Genomic DNA, 20,646 nt, shown 5'->3' with positions numbered 1-20,646 from the left:
CGGGCTTCCTTAGTGGTGGTGGCCGCAGTCCGGGCCGTGCACGTGATCGTCGTCTTCACCCACCTCTGCCGGTTCCATTTCCAGCTGCAGGCTGACCAGGTTGGTGGCCATCGGGCGCAGCAGCAGGTTGGCGTATTCGGTGTCGTCCTCATCCACGTCCACCCCGATCAGCAGCTGGCCACGGCCGTCCTGCTGAATCCACACTTCCTTGCCTTGCCAGACCACGGCAAAGCGGGTGCACGAGGTTTCCAGCTGGGTGCCGTCTTCATCTTCAAGGATCAGGCGCAGGGCATCGGTCATTGCAAAGTCTCTCTTCAAGGTTGGCGTTGGAACGGGTATACCGAGCCCAACTTGAGTATCTGGGTCAATTCATCCAGTGCGGTTCGGCACTCCACCAGCAATTGCGGGTCGGCCAGGTCCGAATCGACCAGGCGATCGCGGTAGTGGCGGTCAACCCACTGCAGCAGCGTGTCGTACAGCGGGGCGGTCATGATAACGCCTTGGTTCACTGCCGCCAGTTCCGTTTCAGTCAGGGCTACACGCAGGCGCAGGCAGGCAGGCCCACCGCCGTTGCGCATGCTCTGCTTGAGGTCGAACACCTGTACCTCCTGCACGGGCGTACCCTGGGTGGTCAGTTGCTCCAGATAAGCCCATACCCGCTCGTTATTGCGGCATTCTTCGGGTACCACCAGCAGCATGGAACCGTCGGCGCGGCTGAGCAGTTGGCTGTTGAACAGGTAGGAACGCACTGCGTCCTCCACCGTCACCGCCGCCCGTGGCACGCCGATGGCCTGCAATGTACCGCCCTTGCCGGCCAGTTTGCCACGCAACTGGTCGAGCACTGCCTCGCTGTCCAGGAAGGCATCCTCGTGGTGGAACAGCACCTCGCCGTTGCCCACCGCAATTACGTCGTTGTGGAACACCCCCTGGTCGATCACCGCCGGGTTCTGCTGAGCATAGACCACGCCGTCTTCGCGCAGCCCATGCAGGCGGGCCACGGCCTGGGACGCCTCGAGGGTCTGCCGGGCGGGGTATTTCTGCGGCGCTGGGTAGCGGCTGTCGAAGGCACTACGCCCGTAGACGAAAAACTCCACGCCAGGCTCGCCATAGGCGCGGCAGAACCGCGTATGGTTGGCGGCGCCCTCATCGCCGAACTGAGCAACGGCCGGCAACGCGGGGTGGTGCGCGAAGTGGGCCTGGTGCTGGAACATGGCCGCCAGTACCCGGCTGGTGGTGGGGTGTTCGATACTGCGGTGGTACTTGCAGTTGAGGTTGGCGGCCGTGAAATGCACGCGCCCGTCGACGGTATCGGCACTGGGGCTGACGGTGGCGGCGTTGGCCACCCACATACTGGAAGCCGAACAACTGGCCACCAGCAGCGGCATGGCCTCGCGTGCAGCACGCTGGATGACGTCAGCGTCGCTGCCGGTAAAGCCCAGCTGGCGCAGTGCGGCTACATCTGGGCGCTCCTGAGGGGCCAGCACACCCTGCTTGAAACCCATGTCGGCCAGCGCTTTCATTTTCGCCAGGCCCTGGCGCGCCGCCTCGCGGGGGTTGGAGCCCTGCTGGCTGTTGTTCTGGGAGGCCACGTTGCCGTAGGACAGCCCGCCATAGTTGTGGGTCGGCCCCACCAGGCCATCAAAATTTACTTCGTAGGATTTCATCGGCTAGGCTCCGACCATTGTTATAGGGTAATACCCGGCGTCAGGGTCGCCGGCAATGCAAGGCTGTCGGCCTCCAGCGAAGCCACCGGGTACGCGCAATAGTCGGCCGCGTAGTAGGCGCTGGCGCGGTGGTTGCCACTGGCACCCACGCCGCCGAACGGCGCGCTGCTGGCAGCTCCGGTCAGTTGCTTGTTCCAGTTGACGATGCCGGCGCGGCTGCGCAGCCAGAAGTACTGGTAACGGGCGCGGGAGTCTGAGAGCAGCCCCGCAGCCAGGCCGTACTGGGTGGCATTGGCTTCGTCGATGGCAGCATCCAGGCCCGAGTACCGGATCACCTGCAGCAGCGGGCCGAAGAACTCCTCATCCGGGCGCTCGGCAACGGCTGTAACATCGACAATGCCCGGTGTCAGTAAAGCCGCGCCTGGCTGCGGCTGGGTCATGCCCAGCAGCTGTACCGCGCCTTTGGCCACCAGGTCCGCCTGGGCGCTGAGCAGTGCCTGGGCGGCCTGCAACGAGATGACCGAGCCCATGAACGGCGCAGGCTGCTGGTCGAAAGCCCCCACGGTCAAGGTTTTGCACACGTCAACCAGGCGCGCCAGCAGCGCGTCACCCCAGGCTCCCTGCGGCACCAGCAGGCGCCGCGCGCAGGTGCAGCGCTGGCCGGCGGAAATGAATGCCGACTGGATGATGGTGTACACCGCCGCCTGCACATCCTTGACCTCATCCACCACCAGCGGGTTGTTGCCGCCCATCTCCAGGGCCAGGATCTTGTCCGGGCGGCCGGCGAACTGCTGGTGCAGCAGGTTGCCGGTGCGGCTGGAGCCGGTGAAGAACAGCCCATCGATGCCCTTGTTGGCAGCCAGCGCCACACCGGTTTCGCGGGCACCCTGCACCAGGTTCAGCACGCCTGCGGGCAGGCCGGCGGCCACCCAGCAATTGACCGTCAGCTCCGCGACCTTGGGCGTCAGCTCGCTGGGCTTGAACACCACGCAGTTGCCGGCCACCAGGGCTGGCACGATGTGGCCGTTGGGCAGGTGACCGGGGAAGTTGTAAGGCCCAAACACCGCGACCACCCCGTGGGGTTTGTGCCGCAGCACAGCGGTGGCGTCGGCCAGCGGCCCGCTTTTCTCACCGGTGCGCTCCCGGTAGCTCTGTACCGAGATGGCCACCTTGTTGATCATGCTGGTGACTTCGGTGGCCGATTCCCATAACGGTTTGCCGGTTTCTTCACCAATGCAGTAGGCCAGCGCATCGGCATGCAGCTTGAGCTGCGCAGCGAACTGTTCCAGCACGCTGATGCGCGCCTCCAGGCTAAGCTGAGCCCAGGCCGGAAAGGCCTGCCGGGCCGCTTGTACCGCAGCCTCCACCTGGCCCACATCGGCGCCTTGCCCTTGCCAGACCACAGCCTGGGTCACCGGGTTGAGCGATTGCAACGCTTCGCCGTGGCCGGCGTGCCAACGACCTGCAATGTAGTGGGTAGTCATCGCTGGCCCTCCCGGCCTGCCGAAAGCGGCACGGCGCGTACGTTGTCCCCGGCGCCCATGCGCAGGCGCTTGGCGGTCAGCGGGTCGACCACCAGCGTACCGGCAGCCAGGCGCGCGGGTGCAGCCGTGATGCGGCAATCGTCACGCTTGCGGTTGTGAATGATGTAAGGGGTGGCGTCGTCGCCCGGGGTACCGATTGCCAGTACCAGGGTCTGGCTATCACGCACCGCACGGATCCTGTCGGTGTCGCACTCAATGGCCGGCCCGGCGTCGAAGATGTCTACGTAGCCCTGGTAGTTGAAGCCTTCCTGCTTGAGCATCGCCAAGGCCGGCTCGGTATCGGCGTGCACTCGGCCGATCACGCTGCGCGCCGCCTCGGACAGGAAGCAGGTATACAACGGGAACTTGGGCATCAGCTCAGCGATGAACGACTTGTTGCCCACGCCCGTCAGGTAGTCGGCCTGGCTGAATTCCATCTTGAAGAAGTGCCGGCCCAGGCACTCCCAGAACGGCGAGCGGCCCTGGGCGTCGGACATGCCGCGCATTTCGGCAATGATCTTCTTGCCGAACAGCTCGGGAAACTCGGCGATGAACAGCATGCGTGCCCGCGACAGCAGGCGGCCATTCAGGCCGCAGCGGTGGTCATGGCGCAGGAACAACGAGCACAGTTCGGAGTTGCCGGTCAGGTCGTTGGCCAGGAACAGCGTGGGGATCTCGCGGTAGATCTTCAGTTCCTGGGAGGCGCTCACCGTCAACCCGACCCGGTAGTTGTACCAGGGTTCGCGCAGGCCCACGGCGCCGGCGATGGCACTGATGCCCACCACCAGGCCTTCGTCGTTTTCCAGCACGAACAGGTAATCGGTATCGCCACGCTCGGCTTCGCCACGGAAGGTCTTTTCCGCCCAGCCCACGCGATGCCCAAGGCGCTCTTCGTTGGCCGGCAGGGTAGTCAGGCCGGTGGTGCCGGTGCTGCGCGCCAGCTCGATCAACGCAGGCAAGTCGCTGCTGCGTACAGGACGAACGATCATGCTATCTCCTTGTGCGTCGGCATTGGCCGGCGCGAAACACGTCTAAACCTGCAACGTCGCCCTCAGGCCTCAAGCGGCGACCAGGCGCACGCTGGCACCCTCGCCCACCCCTAATGCATCTGCCGCTTCCTGGCTCAGGCTCACTGGCTTGCCAGGCACCCAGTCCAGGTCCAGCAGCACGGCGCGGTAGTCCTGCAACTGGCCATTGCACACCAGGTACGGGCGCCCGCCCTTGCCGGCGGCCTGCTCGACTTTCACCGGTACCACGCGGCTCTGGGCGATGGAACGGATGCCAGAAGTGCGCGCGTGCAGGGTGGGGCCGCCATCGAAGATGTCGATGTAGTGCTCGGTTTCGAAGCCTTCACGCATGAGGATGTCGAACGTGATCTGTGCCCTCGGGTGCACCTGGCCCATGGCCTCTTGCGCCTGGTCAGGCAACAGCGGCACGTAGATCGGGTAATGCGGCATCAGCTCGGCGAGGAACGTGCGGCTTTTCAGCCCACACAGGCGCTCGGCATCGGCGTAGTTGAGGTCGAAGAAGTTACGCCCAATGGCATCCCAGAACGGCGACTCGCCCTGCTCGTCGCTGAAGCCGACTATTTCGGTGACCACCGAATCGGCAAAGCGCTCCGGGTGGGCCGCCATGAACAGCAGGCGGCCGCGAGAGTTGAGCTCTGCCCAACCGCTGTTCACCAGTTCTGGCAGCACGTAAAAGCTGGTCAGCAGGCTGTTGCCCGTCAGGTCATGGCACAGCGAAAGCACATGGATCTTGTTGTGGATCTTCAACTCGCGCGAGGCGTGGACGAAGGTTTCGTTGCGAAAACTGTAGAACGGCTCGGAATAGCCGGCCGACGCAACGATGGCCGAGCAACCGGCCAACTGGCCGGTCTGGCTGTCTTCGAGCACGAAGAAATAACTTTCCTCGCCGTTGAAGCTCACCTCGGCGGCAAAGGATGTTTCAGAGGCGGCGATCTTGTCGCCCAGGCGGGCAGTATCGTCCGGCAGGGACGTGACACCAATCGGGCTGTCTGCAGCCATGCGCTGCACTTCGTTCAGATCAGCCATTTGCGCAGGGCGCATCACCAGCATGGTGTCACTCCTTTGGAAGACGCGCCGTTCACGGCGGCACGTAAAAACGGCAGGCGCCTGGGCACCTGCACTGAAATCGGGTTTCACCGGCCTGCCCCGAGTGGGGCCAGGCCGGTGAAGGCACAGCAGGCCGGGTCAAGCCTGGGTCAGCGTGGCCACGGCACGTTCGAAGCGGTCCAGGCCGGCATCGATGTCGGCATCTTCCACCACCAGGCTGGGCGCGAAGCGCACCACGTCTGGGCCGGCCTGCAGCACCATCACGCCTTCTTTCTCGGCCGCATTGAGCACGTCCTTGGCCTTGCCCTGCCAGGCGGGTGTCAGCACGCAGCCCAGCAGCAGCCCCACGCCACGCACCTGGCTGAACAGGTTGTAGGTGCTGCCGATTTTTTCCAGGCGCGACTTGAAGCGTTCGTGCTTGGCCTTGATGCCCGCCAAGGTCTGCGGCGTATTGACCACATCCAGCACCGCACAGGCGACTGCGCAGCCCAACGGGTTGCCGCCGTAAGTGGTGCCGTGGGTGCCGACGGCCAGGTGCTTGGCCAGTTCGGCGGTGGTGAGCATGGCGCCGATGGGGAAGCCGCCACCCAGGCTCTTGGCGCTGGTGAGAATATCCGGGGTGACGCCGTAATGCTGATAGGCATACAGCGAGCCGGTGCGGCCAACACCGGTCTGCACTTCGTCGAAGATCAGCAAGGCATTGTGCTGGTCACACAGGGCGCGGGCACCTTCAAGGTAGGCCTTGTCTGCCGGGACCACACCGCTTTCGCCCTGGATCGGCTCGATCACCACCGCGCAGGTCTTGTCGGAGATCTGTGCCTTCAACGCTTCCAAGTCGTTGTAGGGCACATGGCTGATACCGGTGATCTTCGGGCCGAAACCGTCGGAATACTTGGGCTGCCCACCCACACTGACGGTGAACAGGGTACGGCCGTGGAAGCTGTTGACCGTGGCGATGATCTCGTGTTTTTCCGGGCCAAAGCGGTCGTGGGCTACGCGGCGGGCCAGTTTGAAGGCCGCTTCGTTGGACTCGGCGCCCGAGTTGCAGAAGAACGCACGGTCGGCGAAGGTGGCCTCCACCAGTTTGTGAGCCAGGCGCAGTGCTGGCTCGTTGGTGAAGACGTTGGAAACGTGCCAGAGGGTGTTGGCCTGCTCGGTCAGGGCCTTGACCAGCGCCGGGTGGCAATGCCCCAGGGCGTTGACCGCGATGCCGCCCGCGAAGTCGATCAGCTCGCGACCGGTCTGGTCCCAGACGCGGGAGCCCTCGCCTCGCACAGGAATGAACGCCGCCGGGGAATAGTTGGGGACCATTACCTGATCGAAATCGGCACGTTGCACCGGGGCTTGCTCAACGGACATCTGAGTCTCCTGAAGAGGAACGCTGGCCTGGAAGTGGCGAGCGATGGGGGGATTGTAAGGATTGGACTGCGCCCGGCCTTGCGGCCAAGCGACAACTTGTTACAGCGCAACACCCGGTTTTAACCAGGCTTTCGGCAATGCGACAAACACTGTCGCAATCGCGCAGTGTACGGCAGAGCGAAGACTGGGTGAACGGGTGTTCACATATAGAGGGGCTGTGAGGTGTTCACCGGCAGGGGTGCGGCGCCTACAAGACTACGTTGCGACGAACTCAGCCTTTGTCGACCGCCGCCGAACTCAATTCGAACGGGCTGCTGCTGCGCCGCTGGTTGCGGTCTTCCCGCGGCGTGGCGCCGAAGAAATTGCGGTAGGCACTGGAAAAATGCGGCCCTGAAGAGAACCCGCACGACAGGCCGATCTGGATGATCGACTTGCTGGTCTGCATCAGCATCTGCCGCGCCTTGTTCAGGCGCAGTTCCAGGTAGTACTGGCTCGGCACCCGGCTCAGGTACTGTTTGAAGATGCGCTCCAGTTGCCGGCGCGAAACGCACACGTGCTGGGCGATTTCGTCGGTGGTCAGGGGCTCTTCGATGTTGGCCTCCATCAGCAGCACCGCCTGGGTGAGCTTGGGATGGCTGGACCCCAGCCGGTTCTGCAACGGGATCCGCTGGCGCTCGCCCCCTTCACGGATGCGCTCGACCACCAGCTCCTCCGACACAGCCCCCGCCAGCTCTGCCCCGTGATCACGGGCCAGCACCGCCAGCAGTAGGTCGGTTACCGCCATGCCGCCGCAGGCCGTGAGGCGGTCGCGGTCCCAGTCGAACAGGTGGCTGGTGGCAATTACCTTGGGGAAACGCTCGGCAAAATCATCCTGCCAACGCCAATGCACCGCCGCCCGGTAACCGTCCAGCAGGCCCAGCATGGCCAGCGGATACACCCCGGCAGACAACCCGCCCACCATGCACCCACTGCGGGCCAGTTGCTTGAGGGCGGTGGACAGCGCGGCGCCTATACCGGCAGGCGGTTCGTCGGCCAGCACAAACAGCTTGTGGCAGCCTTCGAGGCGCCCGTTCCACGCCTCGCCAGGCAAGCGCCAGCTGCCGTCCTGGGCGGGCTCGGCCTGCAGAAAGAGCAGGTCGTAGATCACCTCAGGGTGCACCCGCTGCGCCACCTGCAAGGCTTCCTCTGCCAGCGCCAAGGTCAGGGGCCTGGTACTGGGCCAGATGAGAAAACCGATTCGCTGGGTGGTCATAGGGTGCGGTCCGAAACCTGGGGTCGTTCGATTCAGTGCGCCGGGTCAGGCTGCGCTTGAAACGCAGCATGCCCTATTGTGGTGCAAAAAAGCAGCCTTTACTTGAGGCTGCCAGACAGGAACTGCTTCAGGCGCTCCGAGCGCGGGTTGGCCAGCACGTCACGCGGGCAGCCAGTTTCTTCCACCAGGCCCTTGTGCAGGAACACCAACTGGTTGGACACCTCGCGGGCGAAGCCCATCTCGTGGGTGACCACCACCATGGTGCGGCCTTCCTGGGCCAGCGCCTGCATCACCTTGAGCACATCGCCCACCAGCTCCGGGTCCAGGGCCGAGGTAGGCTCGTCGAACAGCATCACTTCCGGCTCCATGGCCAGGGCGCGGGCAATGGCCACGCGCTGCTGCTCACCGCCCGACATGTGCCCCGGGAAGGCGTCCTTGCGGTGGGCCACCCCCACCTTGGCCAGGTAATGCTCAGCCTTTTCCAGGGCTTCCTTGCGGTTCATGCCCAGCACATGCACCGGGGCTTCGATGATGTTCTCCAGCGCGGTCATGTGCGACCACAGGTTGAAATGCTGGAACACCATGGCCAGGCGTGAACGCATGCGCTGCAACTGGCGGGGGTCGCCGGCCTTGAGCGCGCCGTCCTTGCCTGCCACCAGCTTCAGCTCTTCGTTGTTGAGCAGGATCTTGCCCGCGTGGGGCTGCTCCAGCAGGTTGATGCAGCGCAGGAACGTGGACTTGCCTGAACCGCTGGAGCCGATGATGCTGATGACGTCGCCAGCCTTGGCCGCCAGAGAAACGCCCTTGAGCACCTCATGGCTGCCGTAGCGCTTGTGCAGGTCTTGGACTTCGAGTTTGTACATGCTGTCGATTCTCACAAAGCGGTCAGTGCTTGCGCGGCGCCAAATAGCCGAGCCAGCGGCGTTCGGCCATCTTGAACAGGCGCACCAGGATGAAGGTCAGGCACAGGTAGAACACGCCCGCCGTGATATAGGCCTCGAAGGGCAGGTAGTACTGAGCGTTGACCGTACGCGCAGCGCCGGTGATGTCGATCAGGGTAACGATCGACGCCAGGCTGGTGGTCTGCAGCATCATGATCACCTCGTTGCTGTACTGCGGCAGTGCACGGCGCAGGGCGGACGGCAACAGGATGCGGCGGTACATCTTCATGCGCGACATGCCCATGGCCTTGGCCGCTTCGATCTCGCCATGGGGCGTGGCCTTCAGGCTGCCAGCGATGATTTCGGCGGTGTAGGCACTGGTGTTGATGGCGAAGGCCAGGCACGCACAGAACGTGGCGCTGGACAGCAACGGCCAGAACACGCTCTGGCGGACGGCTTCGAACTGGGCCAGGCCGTAGTAGATCAGAAACAGCTGCACCAGCATCGGTGTGCCACGGATCACGTAGGTATAGAGCCAGGCGGTGAGGTTCACCACCGGTTGCCTGGACACCCGCATCAACCCCAGCGGAATGGCCGCCAGCAAGCCGAAGAACAGGGAGATGGCCAGCAGCTTGAGCGTGGTCAGCAGGCCGTCGATATACATCGGCAAAGCGTCCCAGACCACGTTGTAGTCGAAGATCATAGTTCAGCCACCTTCACGCCCACCGAGTAGCGGCGCTCCAGATACTTCAGCGCCAGCAGCGACACGCTGGTCAGCACCAGGTACAGCGCGGCCACCGCCAGGAAAAAGGTAAACGGCTCACGCGTGGCGTCGGCTGCCTGCTTGGCCTTGAACATCATGTCCTGCAGGCCCACCACCGAGATCAGTGCAGTGGCCTTGGTCAGTACCAGCCAGTTGTTGGTAAAGCCCGGGATCGCCAGCCGGATCATCTGCGGCACCTGGATACGGAAGAACACCTGACGGGCGCTCATGCCATAGGCAACGCCCGCCTCGGCCTGCCCTTTGGGGATACCCAGAAACGCACCACGGAAGGTTTCCGACAGGTAGGCGCCAAAGATGAAGCCCAGGGTACCGATACCCGCCAGCAGCGGGTTCAGGTCGATGTAGTCATCGTAGCCAACCAGCGGCGCAACGCGGTTGATGATGTCTTGCCCGCCATAGAAGATCAGCAGGATCAGCACCAGGTCCGGGATGCCGCGCACCACCGTGGAATACAGGTCGCCCAGCCAGGCCAGCCAGCGCACGGGCGACAAGCGCAGCGCCACGCCGATCAGGCCGAGCACGATGGCCAGGGCCATCGACGACAGGGCGAGCTGTAGCGTCAGCCACGCCCCGTCGAGGATGACTGCCCCGTAGCCTTTCAACATGTTGTGGTCCTCGACCTAGAGAATGAAAAATGGTGCAAACCTCAGAACCTCTGCTGTTTGCACCATTGCACAGGGGGTGCCCGAAGCCTTAGTTGGTTTCCGGGCCGTAGATGTCGAAGTTGAAGTACTTCTTCTCGATCTCTTTGTACTTGCCGTTGGCACGGATGGCGGCGATGGCCGCGTTGATGCGGTCGAGGTTTTCCTTGTCCCCTTTGCGCACGGCGATGCCGACGCCGTCACCGAAGTACTTCACGTCGGTGAACGATGGGCCGACGAAGGCAAAGCCCTTGCCCGCATCGGTTTTCAGGAAGCCATCTTCCAGCAGGGTGGCATCGGCCACGGTGCCGTCCAGGCGGCCTGCCGCCACATCCAGGTAGATTTCGTTCTGGGTGCCGTAAGGCACAACGGTAGCGCCTTTGGGTGCGAGCACTTCCTTGGCGAAACGGTCGTGGATCGAGCCGCGCTGCACGCCGATCTTCTTGCCCTTGAGTTCATCCAGGCTGTCGCTGACGGTGGAGCCTTCCTTCATCACCAGGCGCGCGGGTGTGAGGTAGTAACGGTTGGTGAAGTCAACCGACTTCTTGCGGTCGTCGGTGATCGACATGGACGACAGGATGGCGTCGATCTTGCGCACCTTCAGGGCGGGGATCAGGCCGTCGAATTCCTGCTCGACCCACGTGCACTTGGCCTTCATTTCTGCGCACAGCGCATTGCCGATGTCGTAGTCGAAACCGGCGATGCTGCCGTCGGGCTGTTTGAAGGCGAACGGAGGGTAAGCGGCTTCGATGCCGATTTTCAGCGGTTTTTCATCGGCCTGCGACACCAGGGAAAACACAGACAGCGCCAGGGCGCCAAGCAGTGCGAGCTTCTTCATCAGGTAACTCCATCGGTACGGGGCAATACAAGGCAGGTAACGGCTGCCCGATATGCGAATGGGTACAACGCGAGCCGCGCAGGGTTCGACCAAGGTCGCAGACCACGAGCGAGTGAGTGGCATTTTAACGACAGCCCGGTAGTCGATATTTCTTCAAAGCGACAACTACTTACAGAAGCGCTTGAAACCACTGCGGGCGATGTTGACAGCCTATGCAAAATATGCAAAAGCGCAAGAATATAGAACCTACGAGTCTAGCAATTCCTGGGCCTATTATTGGCAAAGCCTTGTAGGACGGCAAGTCCGGCGTTTCGCCAGCTGCCCAACGCCTTGAAAACGCCCTGGAATGGGCACGGAGTGTTTCCTGGCGCCCCGGGGTGGTGCGCGGCGGTGACAGATCGGGTTACCGATGAATGTCGGGTAACAATAAAGCAAAAACCCCGCCGAATGCTCGGGCGGGGTTTGCAGGAGGCCACTAACCGCCGGCTTGCCGGCGATGGCCCGCTCAGGCAGTCGCCAAGTTCATCGCCTTGTGGGTGTCGATCAGGTGCTGCACCACCCCAGGGTCTGCCAGGGTAGAGATATCACCCAACGCATCGTACTCCCCGGTGGCGATCTTGCGCAGGATGCGGCGCATGATCTTGCCCGACCGGGTTTTTGGCAGGCCCGGGGCCCACTGAATGACGTCTGGCGAAGCGATCGGGCCAATTTCCTTGCGCACCCAGTTCTTCAGCTCCAGGCGCAATTGCTCGGTAGGCTCAATGCCGGCATTGAGGGTGACGTAGACATAGATGCCCTGGCCCTTGATGTCGTGCGGCACACCCACCACGGCGGCTTCAGCCACTTTGGCATGGGCCACCATGGCGCTCTCGATTTCGGCGGTGCCCATGCGGTGGCCGGACACGTTGAGCACGTCGTCCACACGGCCGGTGATCCAGAAGTAGCCGTCCTCGTCGCGGCGCGCGCCGTCGCCGGTGAAGTACATGCCGCGGAAGGTCTTGAAGTAGGTATCGACGAAGCGGTCGTGGTCACCATACAGCGACCGCGACTGGCCCGGCCAGGAGTCGAGGATGACCAGGTTGCCCTCGGCGGCCCCCTCGATCAGGTTGCCCAGGTTGTCCACCAAAGCCGGCACCACACCAAAGAACGGCCGGGTGGCCGAACCTGGCTTGAGGGCCGTGGCACCTGGCAGCGGGCTGATCAGGATGCCCCCGGTTTCGGTCTGCCACCAGGTGTCGACGATCGGGCAGCGCTCCTTGCCAACGGTCTTGTAGTACCAGTTCCAGGCTTCAGGGTTGATCGGCTCACCCACCGAACCCAGCAGGCGCAGGCTGGAGCCGTCGGCGCCGTCTACCGCCGCCTGCCCCTCGGCCATCATCGCGCGGATGGCAGTGGGTGCGGTGTACAGGATGTTGACCTTGTGCTTGTCGACGATTTTCGACACGCGGGTGATGTCCGGGTAGTTCGGCACGCCTTCGAACAGCAGCGTGGTCGCCCCGTTGGCCAGCGGGCCGTAGACGATGTAGCTGTGGCCAGTGACCCAACCCACGTCGGCTGTGCACCAGTACACCTCGCCCGGGCGGTAGTCGAACACGCGCTCATGGGTGAGCGCCGCGTACACCAGGTAACCACCGGTAGTGTGCAGTACGCCCTTGGGTTTGCCGGTGGAGCCAGAGGTGTAGAGGATGAACAGGGCTTCTTCGGCGCCCATTTCTTTCGGTGCGCAGTGGCTGGAGGCCACTTTCATCAGGTCTTCGTACCAGATGTCGCGATGCTGGTGCCAGGCGATGTCGCCACCGGTGCGCTTGCACACGATGATCTTCTGCACGCTGCTGGTTTCCGGGTTGGTCAACGCCAGGTCGACGTTGCCCTTGAGCGGCGTACGGCGGCCACCGCGCACACCCTCGTCGGCAGTGATCACCACCTTGGACTTGCAATCGATGATGCGCCCGGCCAGGGCCTCGGGGGAGAAACCACCGAATACCACCGAGTGGATCGCGCCGATGCGGGCACAAGCCAGCATGGCCACCACGGCCTCGGGGATCATCGGCATGTAGATGGTGACCACATCACCGCGGTGCACATCCTGCCCGCGCAGGGCGTTGGCGAACTTGCAGACTTGCTCGTGCAGCTCGCGGTAGGTGATGTTGCGGTGCTCGGAAGGGTCGTCGCCCTCCCAGATGATGGCCAGCTGGTCACCGCGCTCTTCGAGGTGGCGGTCGAGGCAGTTGGAGGAAACGTTCAGAGTGCCGTCGGCGAACCACTTGATGTCCACATGGTGGTCATCGAACGAGGTCTGCTTGACCTTGGTGAACGGCTTGATCCAGTCCAGACGCTGGGCCTGCTCACGCCAGAAGCCGTCCGGGTTGATCACCGATTGCTGGTACATGGCCTTGTAGGTGGCCTCGTCGGTCAGGGTGGTGGCCGCGATCTCGGGACGAACGGGATACAGTGGAGCCGCACTCATCTTATTTACCTCGGTGTAATAGTTGTTTTTGTATGGGACCGTTGTAACTGTACCAGAGCGATAAACGCCATTCGACGTTGGTAGTAATTTCCCCGGCAGGTCGCTGGAAACTGCGCAGGCCATGCCTTCACCGCTCGGCATTGCACGCGCCAGGCGGAGCACAAGATTGTTACCAATTCTGCCAAAACACTTTATCAAAAGCGCCACTGTTTCAAGTTAAACCGCCGCCCTAGAATTCACCTCGCCAACAACGGCACATGGATTAACGACTGACACCCGCCCCCCACACAGGCAACCGTTAATCTTCTTATTAAAGTAACTGATTGCAACAACTGCAGTCGCGGCGCCCAGTGTGCCGCGTGCACCCCCTCACGGCCTTATATAGGTAAACGAAAAATGAAAGCGTTACTGGTATTGGTACTTGGCAGCTTGTGCGGTGCGGCAATGGCCGACGACGTCAAGGTTGCTGAGCAGATTCCGGTCGAACAGTACAGCTACTCGCAGCATCTGGACATCGCCCACGTCATTTCCCTGAGCGAAGTACCCAATGTCTGCGAAGTGGTACCCGCGCGCATGACCTACGAAGACTCGCAGGGCCAGCGACACATCCTTGAATACCGCGTCATGGGCGGTGGTTGCTCGAATGGGTGATACCGTGTGAACGGGGCCCTGCGGGGCCCCTTCGCGGTGATACCCGCCGCCACAGGGAGCCTATATAACTGCCTAACGCGTCATCATTAATAAGTTTAGTCCAGCGACTTGCCGAGTTGATAATCCCGCAACTTGTTGGCAATCGTAGTGTGCGATACGCCTAGCCGTTTGCCCAATGCGCGACTGCTCTTGAACTCCCCCATCAAACTTTCCAGCACGGCCCTCTCAAAACGCCCCACAATCGCGGAAAGATCACCCTCCAGCGAAAAATCCCCCAACGGTTGACGGACGCCATAATCAGGCAGGCGCACATGCTCACTTTTCACCACGCCTCCTTCCGATAAAGAAACCGCCTGGAACACTACGTTTTCCAGTTGCCGTACATTACCCGGCCAGTTATAGGCGGCCAGTTTTTCCCGTGCAGCGGCGGCCAGCCGTGGCAGGGGGCAACCAATCTGCCGGCTGGCCTGGTCGAGAAAATGCTCCACCAGCCCGTCCAGGCCATCCATGCATTCACGCAGGGGCGGAATATGCAGGGACAGCACATTGAGGCGGTGGTACAGGTCCTGGCGGAATTCACCCCGCGCGCAGAGTTCGGACAGGTCAACTTGGGTGGCGCAGATCACCCGCACATCCAGGTACACCTCTTCGTCGCTACCCACCCTTCGGAAGCAGCCGTCCTGCAAAAAGCGCAGCAGCTTCACCTGCAGCCGCGGGCTCATCTCCCCTACCCCATCGAGGAACAACGTACCGCCAGCGGTGAGTTCCAGCAGCCCCAGCTTGCCCTCCGCACGGGCGCCCTCGAATGCCCCGGGGCCATAACCGAACAGCTCGGTTTCCGCCATGGATTCCGGCAACCCGGCGCAGTTGAGGGCCATCAGCGGCGACTGGCCCCGGGGGCTGGCCAGGTGACAGGCGCGGGCCAGCAGCTCTTTACCCGTACCCGTCTCGCCTTCGATCAGCAATGGCGCATCCAGCGGCGCCATGCGCCGCGCTTCACGGACCACGGCGGCCATCACCCGCGAACTCTGGAAGATGCTGTCGAAGCCGCGCAACTCCTGCTTGCGCACATTGTAGATGCGCTCGCCGATACGATCGGCGCGGTGCAGTGTCAGCACCGCACCCGCCAGGGCCTCGCTGTCATCGTGCTCAGATTGAAGCGGTGCGATATCCGCCAGGAACACCCCCCCTTTCACCTGGACCCGCAGCCCGTTGATACGCGACTTGTTGGCCCGCACCAGCTCCGGCAGGTCGAAGTCCTCCACGTAACGCGCCAGCGGCATGCCGGGCACCTCGTCTACCCGCACCCCCAGCAACTGCGCCGCAGCCCGGTTGGCGGCGACGATGCTACCCGCCATGTCTACGGACAGTACCGGAAACTCCAACGCCCCGAGCAAGGCATTGAGCTCCATGTGCCGCCGCTCGCTGGGCATCAACCCCACTCGCTTGACCCCGAACACCCCGGCAATGGCCTCGAACTTGGGCCGTAACGCCTGGAACTGCAAATTGATCAAGTTGGGGCAATGCAGGTAGATGGCATTGCCGTGGTCACCCCCCACCTCGCCGCGCAGCACGTTGATACCGTATTCCACCAACAGGTTGAGGATGTCCCGCAGGATGCCTACGCGGTTCTGACAATGCACTTTGATACGCATGCGCGCTCCAAGACCCGATGTTTATCATCCAGCCTGTGAAAATCTGTAAAGTTAACTTTCCAAGATCAGGCTATTTACCGCCTGCATGTAGCGGATTTTCCAACGCCCAGGGTGATTTGTAAAACAATCGTTACGAATCCCACGCTTATTAACCCCCATGCCGTGCTCACCACCCGGTGCAACCGCCGCCCGGAAGCGCTATTCCTGATGCATGTCCTGAACACAACAAGAACAGCGTTCACCAGGAGACACCCATGAAGCACACGCAGTACGTGGCAAGAGAGCCCGATGCGCAGGGGTTTATCGATTACCCGCAGCAAGATCATGCGGTGTGGAATACCCTGATCACCCGCCAACTGAAGGTCATCGAAGGCCGCGCCTGCCAGGAGTACCTGGACGGCATCGAGCTGCTGGGCCTGCCCCATGACCGCATTCCGCAGCTGGGTGAAATCAACAAGGTGCTCGGTACCACCACGGGCTGGCAGGTTGCCCGCGTACCTGCACTGATTCCCTTCCAGACCTTCTTTGAACTGCTGGCCAGCAAGCGTTTCCCGGTGGCCACGTTCATTCGCACCGCTGAAGAGCTGGATTACCTGCAAGAACCCGACATCTTCCACGAAATTTTCGGCCACTGCCCGTTGCTCACCAATCCCTGGTTCGCCGAGTTCACCCACACCTATGGCAAGCTGGGGTTGGCCGCGAGCAAGGAGCAGCGGGTGTTCCTGGCCAGGCTGTACTGGATGACCATCGAATTCGGCCTGATGGAGACCCCGCAGGGCCGCAAGATCTACGGCGGCGGTATTCTCTCGTCACCCAAGGAAACCGTATATAGCCTCTCGGGCGAACCGGAACACCAGGCCTTCGACCCGATCGAAGCCATGCGCACGCCCTACCGTATCGACATTCTGCAGCCGCTGTACTTCGTGCTGCCGAACATGAAGCGGCTGTTTGACCTGGCCCACGAAGACATCATGGGCATGGTGCGGCAAGCTTCGCAGCTGGGCCTGCACGCCCCGAAGTTTCCGCCCAAGGCGGCTGCCTGAGCCGCCCTGCCGATAACAACTCGAACTGGAAAATACCCTATGAACGCCTTGAACCAAGCCCACTGCGAAGCCTGCCGGGCCGATGCGCCAAAGGTCACCGAGCAGGAACTGGCCGAACTGATCCGCGAAATTCCGGACTGGAACATTGAAGTTCGCGACGGCCATATGGAACTGGAGCGTGTGTTCCTGTTCAAGAACTTCAAACATGCCCTGGCTTTCACCAACGCGGTCGGCGAAATCGCCGAGGCCGAAGGCCACCACCCCGGGCTGCTGACCGAGTGGGGCAAGGTGACGGTGACTTGGTGGAGCCATTCGATCAAAGGCCTGCACCGCAACGACTTCATCATGTGCGCGCGCACCGACAAGGTCGCCGAGGGTGCCGAAGGCCGCAAGTGATAGCGGCGGGCGGATCCGTCCGGTATCCGCCCGCTATAGCAACCGGCGAACGGGAAAAATCGAAACTGTCACCCAGACTTGTGTATCCTGCCTCAGCTTTGCGAAGCCTTACACGCGCCTGGCGCAGCCTTTTCACTCACACTTGCGAGGAACGACGAGATGCATGAAATCCCGAACTTTCCCTTCCCAAGCCTGAACCCCGAAGAGCCCACCGTTACCGCCCACGCCGAGCCGGCACCTGCACGCGAGCAGGAGGGTGACGATCAACCCAGCGCCGAACAGGACTAGAACGCGCGCGCCGACAGTGTGAAAACGGCTGACCTGCGGGCTACCCCCGTCATCACGTTTTCACACTCCCCACACCTGGGGCTCAACCCCGGGCGTACTGCAACACCACTTCCAATGGGTGACGCATCTGCCGCTCGGTCATGCGCTTGACCTGGCTGCGGCACGAATAGCCCGTTGCCAACGGCTCCCCTTCCTTGTCCAGCTTGGTTGCCCAGGACTGCTCGAAAATGGTTTTCGAGGTGTGCTGGTTGCGAGCCTCATGGCCATACGTGCCCGACATGCCGCAACAGCCGGTAGCTTCGGTCACCAGCTTCAAACCCAGACGCTGGAATACCTGCTCCCACTGCCGGGTGCTGGCGGGCGCATTGGTTTTTTCGGTGCAGTGCGCCATCAGGCGGAAGCTGGCCGTGGCGCCAGTCGCCTGCTCTGGCAGGGCATTGAGCAGCCACTCCTGGGGTAGCAGCACCTGCGGGCAACCCTGCAGGCCAGGCACTTTCTGGTACTCCTGGCGGTACACCAAGGTCATGGCCGGGTCCAAGCCCACCAGCGGCACCCCGCAATCGGCCAGGGCTTGCAGTTGCGTAGCATTGCGGATGGCCGCCTTGGCGAATGCCCCCAGGAAGCCCTGCACATGCAAAGGCTTGCCATTGGCGCTGTAGGGCGCCAGGAACACACGGTGGCCCAGACGGTGTGCCAGGTCGATGAAGGCCGACAGCAACGGTGTCTCGAAGTAGCGGGTGAACGCATCCTGTACCAGCACGATGCTGCGCTCGCGCTGGGCCGGGGTCAGCTCGCGCAGCGCCGGCACCGTAGCCACGCCCACGCGGCAGCGGGTCAGGGTGGCCTGGAAGTTGAAGCGGCTGATCAGCGGGCTGTCGACCATGCCTACCTTGTCGGCCAACAGGCGGCTGACCCACCTGGACCCCATCAGCGCGTTGTACAGCCCTGGCGCATGGGCCAGGTAGGGGATGGTGAACTCCAACGAACCGATCAGGTAGTCACGCAGGGGCCGCTGATAACGCCCGTGGTACAGCTCGAGGAAGCGCGAACGGAAGTCCGGCACATTGACCTTGATCGGGCATTGCCCTGCGCAGGATTTGCACGCCAGGCAACCGGCCATGGCGTCGTACACTTCATGGGAAAAATCGCCCTCCCCCTGCTGGCGGGCGCGATTGTTGCGCAGGCGCGCCGGCAGGCCTTTAAGCCAGGTCACCTGGCCACGCGCGCTGGCCAGCACGTCTATACCGGCATCGCCCTGCAGACGCAGCCATTCGCGCATCAGCGAAGCGCGGCCTTTGGGCGAATGCCGACGTTCACGGGTGGCCTTCCACGACGGGCACATGGCGTCGTTGGGGTCGTAGTTGTAGCAGGCACCATTGCCGTTGCAGTGCACCGCACTGCCGAAGCTCTGCCAGACCCGCTCGTCGATGGTACGGTCAAGGTCACCGCGCAGCGTCACGCCATCGACCCGGGTCAAGCCCTCGTTACTGCCGGCAGGGGTGCAGATTTTGCCCGGGTTGAGCTGGTTATGGGGGTCGAACGCTGCCTTCAGCCGCTGCAGCGACGGGTAGAGTTCGCCGAAGTATTCAGGGACGTATTCCGAACGCAAGCCTTTGCCATGCTCACCCCACAGCAGGCCGCCATAGCGGCGGGTCAGCGCCGCGACGGCGTCGGAGATGGGCTTGACCAACGCAGCCTGAGCCGGGTCTTTCATGTCCAGCGCCGGGCGCACGTGCAGCACCCCGGCATCCACATGCCCGAACATGCCGTAGGCCAGGCCATAGCCATCGAGCAATGCGCGGAAGTCGGCGATGTAATCGGCCAGTTGCTCTGGCGGCACCGCGGTGTCTTCCACGAAGGGTTGCGGGCGCACTTCACCCTCCACGTTGCCCAGCAAACCCACAGAACGCTTGCGCATGGTGTAGACCCGGGTCACCGCCTCGGCGCCTTCGGCGAGGGTGTGGCCCAGGCGCTCGACACCGGTGTCGGTGCGCAGGTGCTCGATGAACGCCTGCACCTTGTTGTTGACTTCGGCGGGGTCGTCGCCGCAGAACTCCACCAGGTTGATGCCCAGGGTTGGGCGCTCGGGGTCGGCCGGGAAGTACTCGGCAACGCTGTGCCAGACGATGTCCTTCATCGCCAGCATCAGCACCTTGGAATCGACTGTCTCGATCGACAGGGGCCGGTGGGCCATCAGCGCGTTGGCATCGCGCAGGGCATCCATGAAGCTGCCGTAACGCACGTTCACCAGCACCGCGTACTTGGGAATCGGCAGCACATTCAGCTTGGCCTCGACCACATAGCCCAGCGAACCCTCGGCACCGCACAGCACGCTGTTGAGGTTGAAGCGGCCGTGCTCGTCGCGCAGGTGTGCCAGGTCGTAGCCGGTCAGGCAGCGGTTGAGCTTGGGGAAAGTGGCCTGGATACGCTCGGCCTGGGTGTCGTGAATCTCGCGGGCCATGCGATACACCTCGCCCACACGCCCCGGCGCTTCGCACGCCGCCTGCAACGCAGCGTCGTCGATCGGCTGGCTGTGCAGGTGCTCACCACCCAGCAGCACACTGTGCAGCTCCAGCACGTGATCGCGGGTTTTGCCGTACGTGCAGCTGCCCTGGCCGCTGGCATCGGTGTTGATCATGCCGCCGACGGTGGCACGGTTGGAGGTGGACAGCTCCGGGGCAAAGAACAGCCCGTGGGGTTTCAGGGCAGCATTGAGCTGGTCCTTCACCGTACCGGCCTGCACCCGCACCCAGCGCTCCTGCACGTTGATCTCGAGGATGCGGTTCATGTGCCGGGACAGGTCGACCACGATACCGTCGGTCAACGACTGGCCATTGGTACCGGTACCGCCGCCACGCGGGGTCAGCTTCACCGCTTGAAAACGCGCCTCCCCCATCAAGGTGGCCACACGTGCCACGTCATCGGCATCAAGCGGGAACACCGCCGCCTGGGGCAGGCGCTGGTAGATGGAGTTGTCGGTGGCCAACACCGTGCGGGTGCCGTAGTCGGCGCTTATCTCGCCACGAAAGCCGCTGTCGCGCAGGGCCTGGAGGAATGCAGGGTAATCGGCGGTGGGGGCAACGGTTTGCAGCTGGGCGATCATCGATGGATGGCCTCGGAATAATGGCG

At 62.9% G+C, this 20,646-nt stretch carries 18 protein-coding genes; 4 read left to right on the top strand and 14 right to left on the bottom strand.

Going from position 1 to position 20,646, the window contains the following annotated elements; genetic code table 11:
- Positions 1–9: 9 nt before the first annotated feature.
- The 12 genes from IAE33_RS18625 to acs form a co-directional block, all read right to left on the bottom strand.
- Entirely contained in the window at positions 10–300 is a 291-nt protein-coding gene (locus IAE33_RS18625; protein ID WP_016488488.1) for a hypothetical protein, read from the bottom strand.
- 14 nt (positions 301–314) lie between these two features.
- Positions 315–1,664, bottom strand: a complete 1,350-nt coding sequence (gene astB, locus IAE33_RS18620; protein ID WP_201164593.1) for an N-succinylarginine dihydrolase — start codon at positions 1,662–1,664, stop codon at positions 315–317.
- A 20-nt stretch (positions 1,665–1,684) separates the two neighbouring features.
- Positions 1,685–3,148 carry a succinylglutamate-semialdehyde dehydrogenase gene (gene astD / locus IAE33_RS18615; RefSeq protein ID WP_201164592.1) on the bottom strand — a complete coding sequence of 488 codons (1,464 nt, stop codon included), beginning with the start codon at positions 3,146–3,148 and terminating at the stop codon, positions 1,685–1,687.
- The gene (gene astA, locus IAE33_RS18610) at positions 3,145–4,176 is read right to left on the bottom strand and encodes an arginine N-succinyltransferase (RefSeq protein WP_201164591.1); all 1,032 of its coding nucleotides are present in this window, start codon (positions 4,174–4,176) and stop codon (positions 3,145–3,147) included. Before astA ends, astD begins: the two co-directional genes overlap by 4 nt.
- Positions 4,177–4,245: 69 nt before the next feature.
- Positions 4,246–5,265, bottom strand: a complete 1,020-nt coding sequence (gene aruF, locus IAE33_RS18605; protein ID WP_028635506.1) for an arginine/ornithine succinyltransferase subunit alpha — start codon at positions 5,263–5,265, stop codon at positions 4,246–4,248.
- A gap of 135 nt (positions 5,266–5,400) precedes the next feature.
- Positions 5,401–6,621 carry an aspartate aminotransferase family protein gene (locus IAE33_RS18600; RefSeq protein WP_201164590.1) on the bottom strand — a complete coding sequence of 407 codons (1,221 nt, stop codon included), beginning with the start codon at positions 6,619–6,621 and terminating at the stop codon, positions 5,401–5,403.
- Between the two features lie 271 nt (positions 6,622–6,892).
- A complete protein-coding gene (gene argR / locus IAE33_RS18595; protein ID WP_201164589.1) occupies positions 6,893–7,873 on the bottom strand; it encodes a transcriptional regulator ArgR in 981 nt (326 codons plus the stop codon).
- A gap of 98 nt (positions 7,874–7,971) precedes the next feature.
- Entirely contained in the window at positions 7,972–8,736 is a 765-nt protein-coding gene (locus tag IAE33_RS18590) for an ABC transporter ATP-binding protein (RefSeq protein WP_028635503.1), read from the bottom strand.
- Between the two features lie 22 nt (positions 8,737–8,758).
- The gene (locus IAE33_RS18585) at positions 8,759–9,457 is read right to left on the bottom strand and encodes an ABC transporter permease (protein WP_201164588.1); all 699 of its coding nucleotides are present in this window, start codon (positions 9,455–9,457) and stop codon (positions 8,759–8,761) included.
- A complete protein-coding gene (locus tag IAE33_RS18580) occupies positions 9,454–10,143 on the bottom strand; it encodes an ABC transporter permease (RefSeq protein ID WP_028635501.1) in 690 nt (229 codons plus the stop codon). The genes IAE33_RS18585 and IAE33_RS18580 overlap by 4 nt, the downstream gene beginning before the upstream one ends.
- An 88-nt stretch (positions 10,144–10,231) precedes the next feature.
- Complete coding sequence (locus IAE33_RS18575; protein ID WP_201164587.1) at positions 10,232–11,017, bottom strand: ABC transporter substrate-binding protein; 786 nt, start codon at positions 11,015–11,017, stop codon at positions 10,232–10,234.
- A gap of 505 nt (positions 11,018–11,522) precedes the next feature.
- Positions 11,523–13,484 carry an acetate--CoA ligase gene (gene acs, locus IAE33_RS18570; RefSeq protein ID WP_028635499.1) on the bottom strand — a complete coding sequence of 654 codons (1,962 nt, stop codon included), beginning with the start codon at positions 13,482–13,484 and terminating at the stop codon, positions 11,523–11,525.
- A gap of 396 nt (positions 13,485–13,880) precedes the next feature.
- Here acs and IAE33_RS18565 point away from each other — a divergent pair, with 396 nt between their 5' ends.
- A complete protein-coding gene (locus tag IAE33_RS18565) occupies positions 13,881–14,135 on the top strand; it encodes a DUF2790 domain-containing protein (protein WP_028635498.1) in 255 nt (84 codons plus the stop codon).
- Positions 14,136–14,230: 95 nt separating this feature from the next.
- Here IAE33_RS18565 and IAE33_RS18560 read toward each other — a convergent pair whose 3' ends face one another.
- Positions 14,231–15,790: a sigma-54-dependent transcriptional regulator gene (locus tag IAE33_RS18560; RefSeq protein ID WP_201164586.1), complete on the bottom strand. Its 1,560-nt coding sequence runs from the start codon at positions 15,788–15,790 to the stop codon at positions 14,231–14,233.
- 254 nt (positions 15,791–16,044) lie between these two features.
- On the opposite strand from IAE33_RS18560, the gene phhA reads away from it, so the two are divergent.
- The 3 genes from phhA (at position 16,045) to IAE33_RS24765 (ending at position 17,517) form a co-directional block, all read left to right on the top strand.
- Positions 16,045–16,833, top strand: a complete 789-nt coding sequence (gene phhA, locus IAE33_RS18555) for a phenylalanine 4-monooxygenase (RefSeq protein ID WP_201164585.1) — start codon at positions 16,045–16,047, stop codon at positions 16,831–16,833.
- Positions 16,834–16,872: 39 nt separating this feature from the next.
- Positions 16,873–17,229, top strand: coding sequence for a 4a-hydroxytetrahydrobiopterin dehydratase (locus tag IAE33_RS18550; protein WP_028635495.1), 357 nt, complete (start codon positions 16,873–16,875; stop codon positions 17,227–17,229).
- 159 nt (positions 17,230–17,388) lie between these two features.
- Positions 17,389–17,517: a hypothetical protein gene (locus IAE33_RS24765; protein WP_268933268.1), complete on the top strand. Its 129-nt coding sequence runs from the start codon at positions 17,389–17,391 to the stop codon at positions 17,515–17,517.
- An 82-nt stretch (positions 17,518–17,599) separates the two neighbouring features.
- Here the strand turns inward: IAE33_RS24765 and ydiJ are convergent, their stop codons facing one another.
- Positions 17,600–20,620, bottom strand: a complete 3,021-nt coding sequence (gene ydiJ / locus IAE33_RS18545; protein WP_201164584.1) for a D-2-hydroxyglutarate dehydrogenase YdiJ — start codon at positions 20,618–20,620, stop codon at positions 17,600–17,602.
- Between the last annotated feature and the right edge of the window lie 26 nt (positions 20,621–20,646).

Origin of the sequence: Pseudomonas sp. S60 (assembly GCF_016647865.1) — a bacterium.
GTDB classification, from domain to species: Bacteria; Pseudomonadota; Gammaproteobacteria; order Pseudomonadales; family Pseudomonadaceae; genus Aquipseudomonas; species Aquipseudomonas parafulva.
This window is presented reverse-complemented; position numbering and strand designations above follow the sequence as displayed.

Bases quoted from the DNA above. Each gene is read 5' to 3' on its own strand.
- IAE33_RS18585 (WP_201164588.1), bottom strand. From the start codon at position 9,457: ATGATCTTCGACTACAACGTGGTCTGGGACGCTTTGCCGATGTATATC.
- IAE33_RS18550 (WP_028635495.1), top strand. From the start codon at position 16,873: ATGAACGCCTTGAACCAAGCCCACTGCGAAGCCTGCCGGGCCGATGCG.
- astD (WP_201164592.1), bottom strand. From the start codon at position 3,148: ATGACTACCCACTACATTGCAGGTCGTTGGCACGCCGGCCACGGCGAA.
- acs (WP_028635499.1), bottom strand. From the start codon at position 13,484: ATGAGTGCGGCTCCACTGTATCCCGTTCGTCCCGAGATCGCGGCCACC.
- IAE33_RS18560 (WP_201164586.1), bottom strand. From the start codon at position 15,790: ATGCGTATCAAAGTGCATTGTCAGAACCGCGTAGGCATCCTGCGGGAC.
- ydiJ (WP_201164584.1), bottom strand. From the start codon at position 20,620: ATGATCGCCCAGCTGCAAACCGTTGCCCCCACCGCCGATTACCCTGCA.
- astA (WP_201164591.1), bottom strand. From the start codon at position 4,176: ATGATCGTTCGTCCTGTACGCAGCAGCGACTTGCCTGCGTTGATCGAG.
- phhA (WP_201164585.1), top strand. From the start codon at position 16,045: ATGAAGCACACGCAGTACGTGGCAAGAGAGCCCGATGCGCAGGGGTTT.
- IAE33_RS18600 (WP_201164590.1), bottom strand. From the start codon at position 6,621: ATGTCCGTTGAGCAAGCCCCGGTGCAACGTGCCGATTTCGATCAGGTA.
- IAE33_RS18575 (WP_201164587.1), bottom strand. From the start codon at position 11,017: ATGAAGAAGCTCGCACTGCTTGGCGCCCTGGCGCTGTCTGTGTTTTCC.
- IAE33_RS24765 (WP_268933268.1), top strand. From the start codon at position 17,389: ATGCATGAAATCCCGAACTTTCCCTTCCCAAGCCTGAACCCCGAAGAG.
- aruF (WP_028635506.1), bottom strand. From the start codon at position 5,265: ATGCTGGTGATGCGCCCTGCGCAAATGGCTGATCTGAACGAAGTGCAG.
- IAE33_RS18565 (WP_028635498.1), top strand. From the start codon at position 13,881: ATGAAAGCGTTACTGGTATTGGTACTTGGCAGCTTGTGCGGTGCGGCA.
- argR (WP_201164589.1), bottom strand. From the start codon at position 7,873: ATGACCACCCAGCGAATCGGTTTTCTCATCTGGCCCAGTACCAGGCCC.
- IAE33_RS18590 (WP_028635503.1), bottom strand. From the start codon at position 8,736: ATGTACAAACTCGAAGTCCAAGACCTGCACAAGCGCTACGGCAGCCAT.
- IAE33_RS18625 (WP_016488488.1), bottom strand. From the start codon at position 300: ATGACCGATGCCCTGCGCCTGATCCTTGAAGATGAAGACGGCACCCAG.
- astB (WP_201164593.1), bottom strand. From the start codon at position 1,664: ATGAAATCCTACGAAGTAAATTTTGATGGCCTGGTGGGGCCGACCCAC.
- IAE33_RS18580 (WP_028635501.1), bottom strand. From the start codon at position 10,143: ATGTTGAAAGGCTACGGGGCAGTCATCCTCGACGGGGCGTGGCTGACG.